The organism is Kribbella sp. CA-294648, assembly GCF_050943845.1.
Classification (GTDB): Bacteria; Actinomycetota; Actinomycetes; order Propionibacteriales; family Kribbellaceae; genus Kribbella.
On sequence record NZ_CP191981.1, the window covers coordinates 4,594,196 to 4,610,871 of the forward strand.

At 68.2% G+C, this 16,676-nt stretch carries 14 protein-coding genes, 4 tRNA genes and 1 riboswitch; of the genes, 9 read left to right on the forward strand and 9 right to left on the reverse strand.

The features are described 5' to 3' along the window. Positions 1–15 precede the first annotated feature (15 nt). Positions 16–87, forward strand: a tRNA-Val gene (locus ACQPYM_RS21825). Between the two features lie 263 nt (positions 88–350). On the opposite strand, the gene ACQPYM_RS21830 is transcribed toward ACQPYM_RS21825, so the two are convergent. Continuing rightward, complete coding sequence (locus ACQPYM_RS21830; RefSeq protein ID WP_433002654.1) at positions 351–800, reverse strand: pyridoxamine 5'-phosphate oxidase family protein; 450 nt, start codon at positions 798–800, stop codon at positions 351–353. Between the two features lie 111 nt (positions 801–911). Between ACQPYM_RS21830 and ACQPYM_RS21835 the strand changes: the two genes are divergently transcribed. The 4 genes from ACQPYM_RS21835 to ACQPYM_RS21850 all read left to right on the forward strand — a co-directional run bounded on the left by ACQPYM_RS21835 (position 912) and on the right by ACQPYM_RS21850 (position 1,568). Further along, positions 912–1,154 carry a sigma factor-like helix-turn-helix DNA-binding protein gene (locus tag ACQPYM_RS21835; protein ID WP_433002657.1) on the forward strand — a complete coding sequence of 81 codons (243 nt, stop codon included), beginning with the start codon at positions 912–914 and terminating at the stop codon, positions 1,152–1,154. Positions 1,155–1,304: 150 nt separating this feature from the next. After that, positions 1,305–1,377: transfer RNA gene (locus ACQPYM_RS21840), tRNA-Gly, on the forward strand. Positions 1,378–1,406: 29 nt separating this feature from the next. Further along, positions 1,407–1,477: transfer RNA gene (locus ACQPYM_RS21845), tRNA-Cys, on the forward strand. Between the two features lie 19 nt (positions 1,478–1,496). After that, positions 1,497–1,568: transfer RNA gene (locus tag ACQPYM_RS21850), tRNA-Val, on the forward strand. A gap of 203 nt (positions 1,569–1,771) precedes the next feature. Here the strand turns inward: ACQPYM_RS21850 and ACQPYM_RS21855 are convergent. Beyond that, positions 1,772–2,980 (reverse strand): MFS transporter, encoded by a 1,209-nt coding sequence (locus tag ACQPYM_RS21855; RefSeq protein ID WP_433002660.1) that lies wholly within the window; start codon positions 2,978–2,980, stop codon positions 1,772–1,774. Between the two features lie 95 nt (positions 2,981–3,075). Here ACQPYM_RS21855 and ACQPYM_RS21860 point away from each other — a divergent pair, with 95 nt between their 5' ends. Next, a complete protein-coding gene (locus tag ACQPYM_RS21860) occupies positions 3,076–4,515 on the forward strand; it encodes a PLP-dependent aminotransferase family protein (protein WP_433002663.1) in 1,440 nt (479 codons plus the stop codon). Here ACQPYM_RS21860 and ACQPYM_RS21865 read toward each other — a convergent pair. From ACQPYM_RS21865 to ACQPYM_RS21875, 3 genes are all read right to left on the reverse strand, one after another. Continuing rightward, positions 4,487–5,230, reverse strand: coding sequence for an SDR family NAD(P)-dependent oxidoreductase (locus ACQPYM_RS21865; protein ID WP_433002666.1), 744 nt, complete (start codon positions 5,228–5,230; stop codon positions 4,487–4,489). The two genes, ACQPYM_RS21860 and ACQPYM_RS21865, sit on opposite strands and share 29 nt — an antisense overlap. Before the next feature lie 65 nt (positions 5,231–5,295). Next, entirely contained in the window at positions 5,296–6,360 is a 1,065-nt protein-coding gene (rsgA, locus tag ACQPYM_RS21870) for a ribosome small subunit-dependent GTPase A (RefSeq protein ID WP_433002669.1), read from the reverse strand. A 162-nt stretch (positions 6,361–6,522) separates the two neighbouring features. After that, positions 6,523–7,788, reverse strand: a complete 1,266-nt coding sequence (locus ACQPYM_RS21875; protein ID WP_433002672.1) for a YihY/virulence factor BrkB family protein — start codon at positions 7,786–7,788, stop codon at positions 6,523–6,525. Positions 7,789–7,806: 18 nt separating this feature from the next. On the opposite strand from ACQPYM_RS21875, the gene ACQPYM_RS21880 reads away from it, so the two are divergent. From ACQPYM_RS21880 to ACQPYM_RS21890, 3 genes are all read left to right on the forward strand, one after another. Beyond that, positions 7,807–9,432 carry an acyl-CoA dehydrogenase family protein gene (locus tag ACQPYM_RS21880; RefSeq protein WP_433002675.1) on the forward strand — a complete coding sequence of 542 codons (1,626 nt, stop codon included), beginning with the start codon at positions 7,807–7,809 and terminating at the stop codon, positions 9,430–9,432. 21 nt (positions 9,433–9,453) lie between these two features. Continuing rightward, positions 9,454–9,537, forward strand: a riboswitch (ZMP/ZTP riboswitch). A gap of 44 nt (positions 9,538–9,581) precedes the next feature. After that, entirely contained in the window at positions 9,582–11,030 is a 1,449-nt protein-coding gene (locus ACQPYM_RS21885; RefSeq protein WP_433002678.1) for a glycine hydroxymethyltransferase, read from the forward strand. Between the two features lie 105 nt (positions 11,031–11,135). Then, positions 11,136–11,999 (forward strand): sigma-70 family RNA polymerase sigma factor, encoded by an 864-nt coding sequence (locus ACQPYM_RS21890; RefSeq protein WP_433002681.1) that lies wholly within the window; start codon positions 11,136–11,138, stop codon positions 11,997–11,999. A gap of 11 nt (positions 12,000–12,010) precedes the next feature. Here ACQPYM_RS21890 and ACQPYM_RS21895 read toward each other — a convergent pair whose 3' ends face one another. The 4 genes from ACQPYM_RS21895 to ACQPYM_RS21910 form a co-directional block, all read right to left on the reverse strand. Continuing rightward, entirely contained in the window at positions 12,011–12,925 is a 915-nt protein-coding gene (locus ACQPYM_RS21895) for an RNA polymerase sigma-70 factor (protein WP_433002684.1), read from the reverse strand. After that, positions 12,922–13,842, reverse strand: a complete 921-nt coding sequence (locus tag ACQPYM_RS21900; protein ID WP_433002687.1) for an NAD-dependent epimerase/dehydratase family protein — start codon at positions 13,840–13,842, stop codon at positions 12,922–12,924. The genes ACQPYM_RS21895 and ACQPYM_RS21900 overlap by 4 nt, the downstream gene beginning before the upstream one ends. Before the next feature lie 82 nt (positions 13,843–13,924). Beyond that, positions 13,925–14,680, reverse strand: a complete 756-nt coding sequence (locus tag ACQPYM_RS21905; protein ID WP_433002690.1) for an SDR family oxidoreductase — start codon at positions 14,678–14,680, stop codon at positions 13,925–13,927. 87 nt (positions 14,681–14,767) lie between these two features. Beyond that, positions 14,768–16,657, reverse strand: coding sequence for a glycoside hydrolase family 9 protein (locus ACQPYM_RS21910; RefSeq protein WP_433002693.1), 1,890 nt, complete (start codon positions 16,655–16,657; stop codon positions 14,768–14,770). Between the last annotated feature and the right edge of the window lie 19 nt (positions 16,658–16,676).

A 16,676-nucleotide genomic window follows, 5' to 3' on the forward strand; every position in this document is an offset into this window, starting at 1 on the left:
ACACCGAAGAATCTTGGACGATTGGCGCAGCGGTAGCGCGCTTCCCTGACACGGAAGAGGTCACTGGTTCGATCCCAGTATCGTCCACTCGGAGCGAGGGCGATCTGTGTCCGCGGAGAACGCGGACCGGGTCGCCCTCGTCATTTTGTGCGGCTGCGCTTCGCTTGCCGCGGGTGGGGGCTTCGCCACCCACACCCCCCTCCGTCTACGGCTGATGCCGCCAGTCGGCTCTCCGGCTCTGGCTGACGCCGTCAGTCGGCTTTCCGGCTCTGGCTGGCGTTGCCGATCTGCTTCCTGTCCGTGGCTGGTGTTGTATGTCGGCTCCCCGGTTGTGGCTGGGGTGTCTGCGGCTATGCGTCTAGCCATTTGCCTTCGAGCATCAGGTCTCGGGCTTTCAGTTCGTTGACTTCTCGCCAGGCTTGAATTCGGGTAGGGCTTACTCGGAAGAACGGGTAGTTGGAGAGGCGGGGGTCGAAGCCTGTCTTCTCGGTGAAGGCATTGGCCTGGTCTTCGGGGAGGTCTTCTACCAGCTCGGCTGTGCCGGTGATGAGGACTACGTCGCGGGTTTCGCCCAAGGACAGGTGGACCTGGCCGGTTGCCTGGAGGTTGCGGCTGGTGGGGTTGTTGCGGGCCGTGGACAGCAGGATCGTGTCGTCGATCCAGAGGAACGAGAGGGGCATCAGGTACGGCGTACCGGTGGGTGATGCGGTGGAGACCCAGGCGTCGATGTCTGTTGCGAGGCGGTGGAGGGTGTCGGCCTTGCGGGTTTCGAATGGGCGGGGTGCGGCGGGGGTGGGCATGGGGCTCCTTCTCGGGGGTCGTGCGGTGTCACATTCTGCCGATGCGGTTCGTCAGAACCATGACGGGCGGCGAGTCCGGGATGTGACTGGGCCGGGCGAAAGGTGGCTGCCGTGGGGCGTGACGACGAGTTGGCGGGGCGCGCGACGGCGGTGGAGGGGGCATTGCTCACTGCTGTCGAGGGGCTGACCGCGGAGGAGCGGATGGCGTTCGTGCTGGATGCGATGTTCGGGGTGCCGGCCGAGGAGATCGCGGCGATCGTGGGGTGTTCGCCGGCGGCGGCGCGGGAGCTCGTACTGCGTGCGCGGTGGCGGGTGCGGGCGGCCCAGGCGAGGCTCGGAGCGCTTGAGAAATAGTGAAACTGGTGTGACTGGAGTGACGGAATCCACGCCTGGGCAGGTGATCGCGCGACACCCGGATACTCGGTTTCGAACTTCCGGAAAAGTGCGCTACTGTTCTGCTCTCGCACCGAGCAGGTCGAAGTACTTCGAACAGCTCACCGCGATGCGAACGTAGCTCAGTTGGTAGAGCGCAACCTTGCCAAGGTTGAGGTCGCCGGTTCGAACCCGGTCGTTCGCTCGGTACAGGTCAGTAGGCTGAGACTCTGTGGTGGAGTGGCCGAGAGGCGAGGCAACGGCCTGCAAAGCCGTGTACACGGGTTCGAATCCCGTCTCCACCTCGAACACCCAGTAGTTCCTGGACGATTGGCGCAGCGGTAGCGCGCTTCCCTGACACGGAAGAGGTCACTGGTTCGATCCCAGTATCGTCCACGAGATCGATGAGCGACTCGTGTCCCCGGAAAGCGGGGACCGGGTCGCTCTCGTCGTTTTGTGCGGCTGCGCTTCGCTTGCCGCGGGTGGGGGCTTCGCCACCCACACCCCCATCATCTGTGGCTGATGCCGTCAGTCGGCTCTCCCGTCTACGGCTGATGTTGTCAGTCTGCTTCCCGGTTGTGGCTGGGGTTCTCCGTTGGCTATCCGTCGGTGACTGGTGTGAGTGGGCGGCTTTCTGCTGTTGCTGCTGTTATGCGTTGTTCTCTTGCTGGGGCGCTCAGTACGTACGACGCGGCTAGGGCGATGCCCAGGACGAAGCAGGCTATCCAGAGGGTTTGGCCGTGGTACTGCAGGAGGTAGCCGCTGAGTAGCGGGGCTACCAGGCGGGACGTTTGGCTGGCTGCTGTGAAGAAGCCGAAGTAGCGGCCTCGGAGGGGTCCTGGGGCCATGCCGGCTAGGGAGCTGTCGAGGACTGCGAAGTACGCCATCTCCCCCAGGGTCCAGATCGCTACGGTCAGGGCGTAGAACCAGATGACGTCGGCTACGCCGGTCAGGCCGAAACCTAGGCCGACTAGGAGAGCGCCTAGGGCGAGGATCCGTGAGTACGTGTGGCCTCGGATGAGGCGTGGGACGAAGAGTTGGCCGACCACGATCAGCAGGGTGTTGATCGCGTAGATCCAGCCGTAGGCCTGGGCGTCGAGGCCGTCGCGCTGTACGGCTAGCGGCAGGCCTGCGTTGCTTTGTTTGAAGATCAACTGGAAACCGAAGAACAGCGCGACGAAGACCAGGAACTGGCGGTCCCGCAGGATGGTCAGGACCGCACCGACGGGCGCCACGGCCTCAGGCGGGGCAGCGACCCGGGTCTCTGGCACGAGGAACCACATCAGCGCGGCCAGGATCAGGAAGCCGATCGCGTCGACCACGAAGATCACGGCGAAGCCGGCCTTCATCGCGACCGGGGCGAGCAGGGCCGCGATCGACGTACCGACGTTGATCGCCCAGTAGTTGATGCTGTAGGCGCGCGGCCGGTCCTCCGCCGGCACGACCTCGCTGAGGATGGCGCTGCCGGCGATTCCCGCGGCGACCGTGCCCGCACCCATGACCACCAGGAAGACCATGATCGATGCCAGGCCGCCGCTCACCCCGGCGCCTGCCAGCGCCGCCGAACTGACCAGGTAGCCGACGACCGCCGTACGGCGCCTGCCCCAGCGGTCGGCGAGTATTCCGCCGCCGATGCTGCCCACGACGCAACCGCCGCCGGTCAGGGCCAGCGCCAGACCGATCTGGGCCGGGTCGAATCCTCGCTCGCTGTGCAGGTAGAACGTGATGAAGATCAGCACGAACGAGCTGATGTTGCCGATCAGGGTGATCGCCCACAGGTACCAGAACACCCGTGGGAGCCCGCGCATGGTCCCCACCCACCGTTGACTCATCTGCTGCCTCTCTCTGTCAGTGACAAGAAAGAGTCTGCGCAGGAAGTGGATCAGTCGTAAGATCCACATCTATGACGGAAAGTTGGACCACTCTGCGAGAGTTGCTGCTCCCGACCGGAACAGCACCTGACCGGGGCGTGGGGTCAGCATGGGCACAGCCGGGCCGCGGCCTGGAGAGGTCCCTCCGTACTGCGATCCGGGCCGGCCGTCTGCGCACCGGCGAGCGTCTGCCGTCCACCCGGGATCTCGCGGCCCAGCTCGGCGTCGCCCGCGGCACCGTGACCGCTGTCTACCGCCAGCTCCTCGCAGAGGGCTATCTGGAGGCCCGACATGGTTCGGGCACCTGGGTCGCGGACGTCGCACCACAGCCGGCGCCCGCGGCGAAACGCCCCACGCCAAAACCCGATCGGTATCGCCTCGGCCCCGGCATGCCGTCCCTCGGCGCCTTCCCGCGCAGCGCCTGGCTGTCCGCGCTTCGACAAGGCTGCGCGGCGCTGACCGATGTCGAGCTCGGCTACCCCGATCCAGCCGGCCTGCTGACGACCAGGACGGAGCTGGCCGGATACCTCGGCCGGGTTCGCGGCGTGGTGACAGCCCCGGCCGGTGTCGTCATTACCCACGGCACCTTCGAAGCGCTCAACCTGCTGTGCGCTGTCCTGCGAGCCGACGGTCAAACGGAGGTAGCGGTCGAAGATCCCGGTAACCAGGAGCAGTACGAGCTTCTCGAGGCCCGCGGATTGCGAGGATGCCCCGTGCCCGTTGACGATGAGGGCATCCGAGTCGATGCGCTGGCGCGGACAGATTGCCGGGCGGTGATCGTGACGTCGGCGCACCAGTACCCGCTCGGCGTCTCGCTGAGTCCGGCCCGTCGCCGCGCACTACTGGACTGGGCGGACTCCACGAAGGGCCTGGTGATCGAGGACGACTACGACGCCGAGTACCGCTACGACCGGGCACCCGTCGGCGCCCTGCAAGCGATCTACCCCGACTCCGTCGCGTACGTCGGCACACTGAGCAAAACAATGGCGCCGGCCCTGCGACTCGGCTGGCTGGTGCCGCCCGCCGGCATGCTCGACGAAGTGGTGCGCCAGAAGCGCTTGCACGACCGTGGCGGATCAGCCCTGGATCAGGCGGCCCTCACGCACTTCCTGCAGAGCGGCGGATACGACCGGCACCTCCGGCGAACCCGCCTGCTCTACCGCGAACGGCGCGACGCCTTGCTCGCTGCCCTCGCGGAGCACCTGCCGGACTGGAAACCGCTCGGCATCGCAGGCGGCCTGCATCTGGTCATCCAGCTACCCAACGGCTTCGACGATCGCGAGGTCGTCAAACACCTGAAAGCGCAGCACATCCAGCTCTCCCCGCTGTCCCGCTACGCCCGCGCCATCGACCTCCCACCTGGCCTGGTCGTCGGCTACGCGACCCTCACCCCGGCCCGCCTCCGCTCCGCCGTACAGCTCATCGCGAAGTCGATGGCCGAGCTCACATCCGGAGGTGTGAACCACCGTTGAAGTCGAGAACGGTGCCGGTGGCGAACTCGGCCAGTGGAGAGGCCAGGTAGGTGATGGCGGCCGCTACCTCGGCTGGAGAGGCTACGCGTTCCAGCGGGCTTTCCAGGCGGCGCCGGTCATAGCCGTCGCCGGAGAGGGCGTCGGCGGCCATGTCTGTCGTGGTCCAGCCAGGAGCGATCGTGGTGACCGCGATCCCTTCTGGGCCGAGGGATCTGGCCAGGGACTGGCTCAACGAGACCAGCGCGGCCTTGCTGGCGCCGTACGCGGGCTGGTTCGGTTCGCCGCGGAAGGCGCCGCGCGAGGAGACGTTGATGATGCGGCCGCCGCGGGACATGTGCCGCACCGCGCACCAGGTGACGTTGGCGGCGCCGAGGAGATTGACGCCGAGGGTGGTGGCCCAGGCGGCCTGCCATTCGTCGTACGACGTCTGCCGGATCGGGTGCGACTCATAAACCCCTGCGTTGTTCACCAGTACGTCGATGCTGCCCAGCGCGTCGGCGACGCCCTCGACCATCTTCTGGATCGCCACCGGATCACCCAGGTCAGCCTGGGCGAGCACGTGGCCCGAACCCGGCAGCTCCTTCAAGACAGCCTCGGCGGCATCGGGCGACGAGCCGTAATGCACGGCCACCCGATCCCCTTCGGCGGCGAAGGCCTGAGCCGTCGCCGCACCGATTCCGCGGGATGCTCCGGTCACCAAGACAGCTCGATCCATGACCCCGAGTCTTTCATTACTCAGGACAAACTAGTGCGCCATGTCGGAACTTCCGACACGGCGCACTAGGGGCGGGGTTCACTGTCGCGACGGTAGTCCTTGGCCTGGATCCACGCCTTGCGGGCCTCGAGCTGCCGGCGGTTGTCGGCCCGGCGAGTCATGTACGCCGCCTCGCGCTGCAGCTTCACCCAGCTCTCGTAGCGCCGCACAGACAGCGCCCCCTCCTCCAGAGCCTCCTGTACTGCGCACCCCGGCTCCGTCACGTGCGCACAGTCCTTGAACCGGCACTGCGCAGCCAGAGCCGCCACATCCGGGAACGCGGCCGCCAGCCCTTCGCCAGCCTCCTGCAACCCGAGCCCCCGCAACCCAGGTGTGTCGATGACGACGCCACCCCTGGGCAACAGGATCAGCTCCCGGCGTACCGACGTGTGCCGGCCCTTGCCGTCCTCGCGGATCGCCTGCACGTCAAGGAGTTCCACACCGGCCAGTGCGTTCACCAGTGACGACTTGCCGGCTCCACTGGTCCCCAGCAAGGCCATGGTCGCGTTGCCGTCCAGCAGTGACCTGACGGCCTCCAGGCCCTCACCTGTCGTCGCACTGCACACCAGTACGTCGGCACCGGGCGCAGCGGTCGCCACATCCTCGGCAACACTGTCCGCATCCCCGACCAGGTCCGCTTTGGTCAGTACTACGACCGGCCGCGCGCCGCTCTCCCAGGCGAGGGCCAGGAAGCGCTCTATCCGGCCGATGTTCGGCTCGGGGTGCAGCCCGACGACAACGGCGACCACGTCGACATTGGCCGCGAGGACCTGACCGCGCGAACTACCGCCGACCTCCGCCCGCAGGATCGCAGTACGGCGAGGTGCGACGGCTTCGACGGTGATGCGATCGTCCGGCCAACTCCGTAAGGCGACCCAGTCGCCGGTGCACGGCGTCGCCTGTGGGTCGGCGGCAATGGCCGCCAGTACTGCGCCGGACCAAGTGGCACGGACCGGGCCGTCCTCGGTGAGAACGGTCGACAAGCCTTTGTCGACCCGCACCACCCGGCCGGGAACGAGCTCGCCCGGGAGTGCGGCGAGATGATCCGCTGTCGGGGCGTCGAGCCCCAGGGCCTGAAGTTCTGCTGACATCGTGCGACGAACCTTTCGGGAGGCCCGGCCGCGAGTTCAGCTCAGCGGACGGACGAAGTGGGAGACAGCGGCCCGATGGGCCTGATGCAAGCTCATGACGGCGTCAGCTCCCTTCCCTGTCCAGGCCGTTCCGTCGGTCCGGAACAGCTCCTCGCGCTGCGTTCAGCCTAGGTCGTCGGGTTCGGTCGGCGCACCGGGTTTTCCGACCGACGCAGTCTTGCGTTCCGCGGCCTGCTTGGCCTTCGGCCGGCCGGCCCCGTCGTCCTTCTCCGGTACTACGGCTGCCGGCGCAGCAGGCGCCTGTCGCGCCTCCTCGGGCGGTGAATCGTGTATCACGGCCGGCGTCCGGGACGGCGCCGCCCGAGGCGCATCCGGTGCCTCGGTGGACTCCGGTGCGGCCGGGGCCTTGTGCTGGCCGAGGGCTTCGACCTTCTTGGCCATCTTGATCTCCGGCCGGTCGTCCGGGGCCAGGGTCTCCTCGTGGTGCGCTTTCGAGTCGGCCTTCATCACCGGCTCGTGTTCGGCGTCCTCCTTGCGCGACTTGTCCGGCCAGGTCCGGTCGACCACCGCGTTCAGCGCCGCCCCGATGAGCACCGCGATAGCGGTCAGGTACAGCCACAGCAGCACCGCGATGGGCGCCGCGAGCGGTCCGTAGATCGAGGTGCCACCGACGGTGGTCTGCAGGACCCAACGCAGCAGGAAGCTGCCGAGGATCCAGAGCGACAGCGCCAGGAACGCGCCCGGCAGGTCGGAGACCCACGGCGTCCGCACCGGGACCGACAGGTGGTAGAGGGTGTTGAGGAAGCCGGCCGACAGGATCGTCACGACCGGCCAGTACAGCTGGTTCAGGAAGTCGACTCTTTGCGGCAGCAGCTCGTCCACCGCGTTCGGGCCGGCCAGCACCAGCGGCAGGACGATCACGCCGATGACGAGCGCTACGCAGTACAGGCTGAACGACAGCGCCCGGGTCTTGACGATGCCGCGACGGCCGCCCATCCCGTACATGATCGTGATGGTGTCGACGAAGACGTTCAGCGCGCGGCTGCCGGACCACAGGGCCAGCACGAAACCGATCGAGATGACGTCGAAGCGGCCGCCACTGCCGAGCACGTCGTCGAGGGTCGGCACGATCACCTGCTGGACCGAGTCCGCGGTCAGCGCCCGCTCGGCCAGCTGGATGATCTGGAGCTTGATGTCCTCGATCGTCTCCAGGTCGAACTCGTTCGCGATGAAGCCGATGCTGCCGGCCAGCCCGAAGATCAGCGGGGGCAGCGACAGGATCGCGAAGAACGCCGCCTCCGCGGCCAGTCCCGTGACCCGGTAGCGAAGACAGGTGCCGACCGTCTGGGTCAGCAGCCGCCACGTCGTACCGGGAAGTTGTCGGGCCCATGCGAATGAGACGGAGGTCTCGGACCCAGAGCGTGCCATACCGCTTACCGTACTGACATGGCGGACCCAAACGCTGTAACGAATCAGGCTCCCCCACTGCACGGGGTGAACTTCTTCACGCGGGACACCGCACTTGGTGACTCTCTGCGTCCATACGCTGACCTGAGCGCGAATTCCGGGCTGCTGGAGCTCGGTGAGCTCGCCGGCAGCGAGGAGGCGCTCTCGCACGCCCTCCCCGCCAACCAGAACTCCCCCGTACTACGAACGCACAACCGCTACGGCCACCGGATCGACGAAGTGGAGTTCCACCCGTCCTGGCACTGGCTGATGGAAAAGGCGGTCGGCTTCGGACTGCAAGCAGCACCCTGGACCAGCGACGAACCGTCACCGCACCTGACCCGCGCAGCCGGCTTCTACGTCTGGTCGCAGGTCGAGCCTGGCCACGCATGCCCGATCTCCATGACGTACGCCGCCGTCCCGGCACTCCGCGCCGACAAGACACTGGCCGGCGAATGGATCCCACGCCTCGCCGCCACCCAGTACGACGTACGCCGTCTTCCCGCCGCGGACAAAGCGGGCGTGCTTGCCGGGATGGGCATGACGGAGAAGCAGGGCGGTTCCGACGTACGGGCCAATGTCACCACCGCGACGCCGGTCGGGGCGGACGGCGAGTACGTGCTGAACGGGCACAAGTGGTTCTGCTCCGCGCCGCAGGTCGACGTGTTCCTCGTCCTGGCCCAGGCGGCGGACGGCCTGACCTGCTTCGTCGTCCCGCGGGTCCTTGCCGATGGCAACCGGAATGCGTTTGCCCTGCAACGGTTGAAGGACAAGCTCGGCAACCGGTCGAACGCGTCGAGTGAGGTCGAGTTCCACAACACCGTCGGCTATCGGCTCGGCGACGAGGGGGCCGGCGTCCGGACGATCATCGAGATGGTCGCGGCGACCCGGCTCGACTGCGTGCTCGGCTCGGCGGCGTTGATGCGGCGGGCTCTGGTCGAGGCGACCTGGCACACCGCGCATCGCAGCGCCTTCGGCGACCTGCTGAAGAACAAGCCCGCGATGCAGAACGTGCTCGCCGACCTGGCCATCGAGAGCGAGGCGGCAACCGCTCTCTCGATGCGGCTGGCCGCGGCGATGGACGCCTCGATCGCCGGTGACGAGCAGGCCATCGCGTTCCGCCGGATCGCGCTGCCGCTGGCGAAGTTCTGGGTCTGCAAGCGCACCTCGTTCACCGTCGCCGAAGCGCTGGAGTGCCTCGGCGGCAACGGTTATGTCGAGGAGAGCGGTCTCCCGCTGCTGTTCCGCGAGTCCCCGCTGAACTCCATCTGGGAGGGCTCGGGCACGGTCAACGCCCTCGACGTACTGCGTGCACTGCGTCGACCCGAGTCGCTCGAGGCGTGGCTGCTCGAAGTCGGTGCGGCGCAAGGTGCCGACCATCGCCTGGACGCGGCCGTGACCGACGTACTGGAGTCGCTCTCCGACCTGGCGGGAGCCGAGGCGGGGGCCCGCCGATTGGCCGCGCGGATGGCCGTTTGCTTGCAGGCATCGCTCCTCGTCCGGCACTCCACGCCGGAGGTGGCGGATGCGTTCGTGGCTTCCCGGCTGGCCGGCGACTGGGGTGGCGTGTTCGGGACGCTGCCGCGCACCACGCCGTACGGTCCGATCCTCGACCGCATCCTCTGACCGAGCCGTCACACGCTAGGGTTACGGCGTCGCGACTGGCGCTGAGGTGGGATCGACCACCGGGGAGCGAAAAGACCGCCGGCACCGTGCGCCTGGGTGCCGCGACCTCGTCACAGGGAGACCTGTGCGACCTCAGGAGAGAGACGAAGATGACTCAACCCTTCGACGCCGCAACCGCGTCGGCCGCGTACCGCAACGCGCTCGAGGTGATCGGCGCGGTGGAACCCACCATCGCCGGCGCGATCAAGGCCGAGCTGGCCGACCAGCGCTCCTCGCTGAAGCTGATCGCCAGCGAGAACTACGCCTCCCCGGCGACCTTGCTGACGATGGGCAACTGGCTCTCGGACAAGTACGCCGAGGGCACCGTCGGGCACCGCTTCTACGCCGGCTGCCAGAACGTCGACACCGTCGAGCAGACCGCCGCCGACCACGCGAAGGCGCTCTTCGGCGCCCCGCACGCCTACGTCCAGCCGCACTCCGGCATCGATGCGAACCTGGTCGCCTTCTGGGCGATCCTGGCCAACCGGATCGAGTCGCCGGCGCTGGCCGAGGTCGGTGCGAAGCACGTCAACGACCTCACCGACGAGGACTGGGCCAAGCTCCGCAAGGCGCTCGGCGACCAGAAGATGCTCGGCATGTCGCTCGACGCCGGCGGTCACCTGACCCACGGCTTCCGGCCGAACATCTCCGGCAAGATGTTCCACCAGAGCTCGTACGGCACCGACCCGGAGACCGGGCTGCTGGACTACGACCTGGTCGCCGCGACGGCCCGTGAGTTCAAGCCGCTGATCCTGATCGCCGGCTACTCGGCGTACCCGCGCAAGATCAACTTCGCCAAGATGCGCGAGATCGCCGACGAGGTCGGCGCCACCCTGATGGTCGACATGGCGCACTTCGCCGGACTCGTCGCCGGCAAGGTCTTCACCGACGACTTCGACCCGGTACCGCACGCGCACGTCACCACGACCACCACGCACAAGTCGCTCCGCGGCCCGCGCGGCGGCATGGTGCTGTGCCAGCCGGAGTACGCCGACGCCGTCGACCGCGGCTGCCCGATGGTTCTCGGTGGCCCGCTCAGCCAGGTGATGGCGGCCAAGGCCGTCGCGCTGGCCGAGGCCCGCCGCCCCGAGTTCCAGACCTACGCGCAGAACGTCGCGGACAACGCGGTGACGCTGGCCGAGGGGCTGATGAAGCGTGGCGTGAAGCTGGTCACCGACGGCACGGAGAACCACCTCGTCCTGCTCGACGTCTCGTCGTACGGCATCACCGGCCGGCAGGCCGAGTCGGCGCTGCTCGACGCGGGCATCGTGACCAACCGCAACGCGATCCCCCGCGACCCGAACGGCGCTTGGTACACGTCGGGTGTCCGGATCGGTACGCCGGCGCTCACCACCCGCGGCTTCGGTGGCGACGAATTCGACCGCGTTGCCGAGCTGATGGTGGAGGTGCTGTCCAGCGTCACCCCGACGACCACGGCTGCCGGCGCACCGTCGAAGGCGAAGTACGTGCTGGCCGACGGGGTCGCCGACAAGGTCCGCGCGGCCTCTGCCGAGCTGCTCGACAAGCACCCGCTCTACCCCGGTCTCGACCTGAACTGATCATGGTTCGTCGCAGCGCCCGCCTCCCTCGAGGCGGGCGCTGTGTCATATCCGTGGGGTTTGGAACGTCAGAGGGCTGACGGGCGACGACGGAGGAAGCTGACAGTGGACGAGCATGACGTGCTGGCTGAGCGGTTCGAGGACTATCGGGGGCATCTGCGGTCGGTTGCCTACCGGATGCTGGGGTCGCTGACTGAGGCGGAGGACGCCGTTCAGGAGGCTTGGTTCCGGCTGGCTCGGACCGACACCAGCGACGTCGCGAATCTCGGTGGGTGGCTCACCACGGTGGTGAGCCGGGTGTGTCTCGACATGTTGCGGTCGCGAAAGTCCCGGCGGGAGGAGCCGTTGGAGACTTACGTGCCCGATCCGGTCGTGACGGTGGGCGACCCGGTCGAGGAGGCGATGCTCACCGACTCGGTGGGGTTGGCGTTGCTGGTCGTGCTCGAGACCCTGACGCCGGCTGAGCGACTCGCGTTCGTGCTGCACGACATGTTCGCCGTGCCCTTCGACGAGATCGCGCCGATTGTCGGGCGCAGTACGGCGGCCACTACCCAGCTCGCCAGCCGGGCGCGGCGGCGGGTGCGCGGGGCTGCGGTTCCGGACTGCGATCTTCCGGCTCAGCGCGAGGTGGTCGACGCGTTTCTCGCGGCGGCGAGGGCGGGCAACTTCGAAGCCTTGGTCACCGTGCTCGACCCCGATGTCGTACTGCGGGTCGACGTCGGTGCGGGCGGGCCAGGGGCTCTGTTGCGTGGCATCGAGGCGGTGGCTGGGCAGGCCCGGTCGTCCGCTCGGCTCGGCGCGATGCCCCGGAAGGCCATCGTCAACGGCGCGGCAGGCTGGGTGTCGTACATCGAAGGGCAGCCGCGCGCGGTGCTCAGCACCACGGTCCGCGGCGGCCGCATCGTCGAGATCAACATCATGGCCGACCCGGACCGGATCGCCCAGCTCGACCTACCCGCGTTCGACTGACTCGCGGCCGGTCAGCGGACGGTCCGGCGCGCTTCCCGCAGCGCCGCCCACCCGTCCGCGACCGGCCCGAGATGCCCGAGCTTGTCGGGATTGCTCACCGTGTGGATGGTCTGGATCCGCCCCTCGACGATCTCGAGCGACCAGACGGTGAGCACCAGGCCGTCCCGGTCCCGGAAGATTGCGCCGGGCCGGCCGTTGACCTCCCGCGGCTCCAGCTGTGCCTGAATCCGCGGGAACAGCGCGGCCAGCGCGCCGAGCACCCGCGCGACGTTCGGCGCACCGAGGTAGCGGTCGGCCCACTGCGGCCCCTTGCCGCCGCCGTCGCCGACGAGCTGCACATCGGCCGCCAGCAACGCGGTCAGCCCGTCGACGTCTCCGTCCCGGAAGGCTTCGAGGAAGCGCCCGGCGAGTTCGTCCCGCTCAGCCTGGTCCGCCTCGAACCGTGGCCGTCCCGCGTCGAGATGCCGCCGGGCCCGTACGACGAGCTGACGGCAAGCGGACTCCGTCCGCCCGACCGCCGACGCGATCTCTCCGAAGCCGAACCCGAAGACCTCTCGGAGGACGAAAACCGCCCGTTCCAGCGGGCTCAGCCGCTCGAGCAGGAGCAAGGACGCCATCGACACCGAGTCGGCCAACTCCGCCGACCGCTCGGGATCCTGGTACGGGTCGGTCACCAGCGGCTCGGGGAACCACGGTCCGACGTACTGCTCTCGTCTGCTGCGCGCCGACCGCAGTACGTCGATCGAAAGCCGAGTCACTACGGCCGACAGGAACGCCTTGGCTGATCTCGGCGGTTTGGCCGCCGACTGGAAACGCAGCCAGGCTTCCTGGACGGCGTCCTCCGCCTCGCTCACACTGCCCAGGATCCGGTAGGAGATCGAGAACAGCAGCGGCCGCAGTTCCTCGAACTCCGCGGCCTGTGTCACGCAAGCTCCGCCTTGAAGCCCTGTCGCCAGGAGGGGTACTGCAGTTTCCAGCCGAGCTCTCGCTTGGCCTTCGCGTTGGAGAATCCGCGCCCCTCGGTCATCAGGCCGACTGCCACCTCACCGGCCAGCGGCCGGGCCAGCCAGCTCGGAACCCGCATCGGCGGTTTCGCCCCGGCGCACTCCGCGAGGTAGGGCAACCACTCCTTGGCCGGCGCAGGTTCGTCATCGACGATGTTGAACACACCCCGCGCCTCCTGCTCGACTGCCAGCACAGTCGCTTGAGCCGCGTCGTCCAGATGAATCCACGAGGCGTGGCCCTCGCCACCGCCGACCACCGGGAACTGTCGCTTGCGCACGGGTTCCACCAGACTCTCGGTGGAACCCGGCCCGTAGAACCACCCGTACCGCAGTACGGCGCCGCCCGCCTTCACCACTGTCTCCTCGACATGACGGAGGGCCGCCATCGTGGCGGCCGCGGCAGTCCCGGTCATCGGTTCCAGCGGGTCTTCCTCGGTCTTCACCCAGCCGCCCCGGCGCTGCCCGTTCCAGCCGGCGTAGGCCTGCGCGACGAAGTTCGTCACGCCGATCGCCTCGGCGGCGGCCAGCAGATGATCCGTGCCCTCGGTCCGCAGCCGGTTGGTGCCGGCGAACCACCGGTCCATGTGCTTCAGGTCCGGCTTGCCGCTGATGGCGGTCATCTGGTGCACGATCGCATCCGGTCTCGCCTTGCCCACCGCCTCACCGACCGAGGCCGCGTCGAGCCCGTCCATCACCACGCCCTCCGCACCCAGCTCCGCCAGCAGCTCGAGCTTCGCCGCGCTCCTCGTCGCCGCCGTCACCTGATGCCCCCGAACCACCAACTGCGGCACCAGCCGCCGCCCGAGCACCCCGGTCCCGCCTGCCACGAATACCCGCATATCCATCACCCTTCTGACCAGAGTCCGCTTCATGCTCCTCAGACAAAGCGAGCTTGGCGATCTGTGACATCCACCCGGCAATTCACCAGGGCACTGGCCCTTCGGCGGCGAAGAAGCCCGCTGTCGGCCAGTCCGCGCCCGCCGTGGCGACCCGCACCAGCACGGCCGCACCCTGCGCGACGGTGAGGAAGCCGGTGTGGTTGTTGCTGTCGGTGGCGACGTACCCAGGAGCGATCGCGTTGACCAGGATCCCGTCCTTGCGCAACTCGTTGGCGTACTGCACCGTCAACGCATTCAGCGCGGTCTTGGACGGCGAGTAGGCCGCTGACGACGGCAAGGCGGCCAACGGCCCGTCGGGGTCACTGTTGACGGTCAGCGAGGCGGCATGACTGCTCACGTTGACGATGCGCGGCGCCGACGACCTGCGCAGCAGCGGCAGCATCGCGTTCGTCACCGCGATCACGCCGAACACGTTGGTCTCGAACACGGCTCGGACCATGTCCAGGTCGACGGTGCTCGGCACCTGGTCGACGGCGTCCTGGGGCGAGACTTGCCCCGATCCGGTGATGGCAGCGTTGTTGATCAGTACGTCGAGCCGCCCGAACCGTTCCTCGATCCACTGCGCGGCCGCCCGGATGACAGCCTGGTCGGTGACATCGAGGGTCACCGCGTGGACGTCACCGCCCGCTTCGCGCAGTACGGCCGCGGTCTCCTCACCACGCCGAGGGTCTCGTACGCCGAGCAGCACCGTCATGCCCAAGGCGGCGAGCTGCTCGGCGGCTCCGCGCCCGATTCCTTTGTTCGCTCCGGTGATCAACGCAATGCTTCGGTCGCTCACGACCAGCTCCTCGTCTCGGGATTCAGCTTTCGAACCCCGAGACGAGACAGCCTGCCCGGCTGTGACATTGCGGCGGTACTGAAGGGCTCAGCTGGTGAGGGCGTAGACGGCGATGGCGGTGAAGTCGTCGGCGGGTTCGGAGGCTTGCCATGAGCGGACGTCGTCGACGTAGCGGGAGCCGCGGCCGGTGAACTGTTCGTAGCGGTCGACCCCAGCCGGGCAAGGCTTCATGTTCTCCATGTTGTCGCCGAGCCCGTCCGCGAAGAGGTCGGCGGAGTTCGGGCCGTTGACGACCGCACCGGTCGCCGGCTTGTCGACGATGTTCGAGATCTGGTGGTGCGGGCAGCTCGCGCTGTTCTCGCCGACGCCGACCATGAACGAAACTCCCCACGGGTTCGCCCCGAAGGTCCAGCTCAGCTGGCCGGCACCGAAGGCGTCGTACCGGCGGTCACCGGTCGCCTCGCGGTAGAGCCGCGCTGTGGCCGCCAGACCGAACGCATGCGGTACGGCGTCGAAGTTGTCGTACTGCGCGCCGGCGCCGAACGGGTCGCTCGCCGCTCGCTTCACGCCGATCTCAAGCTGCGCGGCGAGATCGCTCTTCAGGGCTATGACATCGACGGGCACCCGGCGATCGGCCCGCGCGGCACGGATCAGATCCGCATGCGCGAGAGCGCTGACGTCGTACAGGTTGAGGGTGTCGCCGCCCGCCTCGTGCTTGCGGTACTCCCCCGCCCAGTACTGCGCTGCCTTCAACCAGCCGCGCGCTCGGGGGTCACGCAGCTTCTGCGCGGCGAGCGCGAGTTCGGCGGCGCCCAGTTCCAGATCGTCGCGCCAGTTGCTCTCCGGGTAGAACGCGAACGGTAGGGACGTCACCAGTTGCTGAACGTTCGTCGTCTGGGCTTGCGCGTAGATGGCAGCGGCCGTCTCGAGATGCCGGCGGGCGCGAGCGGGCGACGTACGGGCTTCGACCTGTGCTGCCAGGGCGAAGGCCGCGGCCGTCCGGCCGGCCAGGTTCGGGCTGATCGGCTTGCCGGGAGCGGCAGCGCGGAAGACCGGGCGGTTCTTGAGGAACTGGTGACCCGGCGCGTTGTCGTGGTCGTCGGCCTCCGGCAGCCGCCAGACGTCGTGGTCGCCGACGAAGGTCTCCTCGACGTTCCCGGTCCCCACACCGACCTGGATGTAGAGCGTCTTCGACCGCTCGTCCCACATCTTGTCCAGCCAGTCGAGGCCGTGCCGCGCCTCCTTCAGTAGCTTGCCATCCAGCCGTCGGCTGTCGCGGGCCGATGCCCAGAGCAACGAATCCGAGTACGCCGCGATGTGGGTGAACTTGAGGTAGTCGCCTGCGTCGTACCAGCCGCCCTCGACATCGACCGGCCCGCCGATCCGCTGCAGCTCCCCCACCGTCTGATCGGTGTCCGGCCCTGCGAAGGTCGGCCACTCGTAGACGCTCGCCGCACGGTCCGTGAGGTGCGCCGGCTTGCGTCCGAGTGCGCCGGCGACAACGTTCGCTCCGTCGCGTTGCTCGGTGAAGAAGTTCACGGCCTTGGTCTTGGGGCCTTCCAGCAACCGCTTCTCCGAGCCGATCGCGAAGGCGGGCGACGTCGGAACCCCTGCCACCTTGACCCGATAGCTTCCCGGCCGCCGCAACTTCGAGAGATCCAGCCGATAGACATGCTGGTACGTCGCGTTCCACGACCCGGCGTCCTGACCGGCGCGCCCACTCAGCACCCGGCGCCCCCGCTGGTCGACCACCTCGAAGCGCACTCCCGCTGCCGCCTCCGAGGTCATCAGGTACGCCGCTGCGCCTGCCGCGCCGCTGTAACCGAGCTGGTTCACCCGGATCAACCCGACCCCACCGCCGGTCGATCCGTACTCACCACCACTCCCCGGACTGGCTCCGGTCCCGGCAGCCGTGAGCGGAGTCACCGCCAACCCGGCGGCCAAAGAGAGCGAGATGACGCGGCGGAACGTCCCCATCGGTGACTCCTCTACGTTA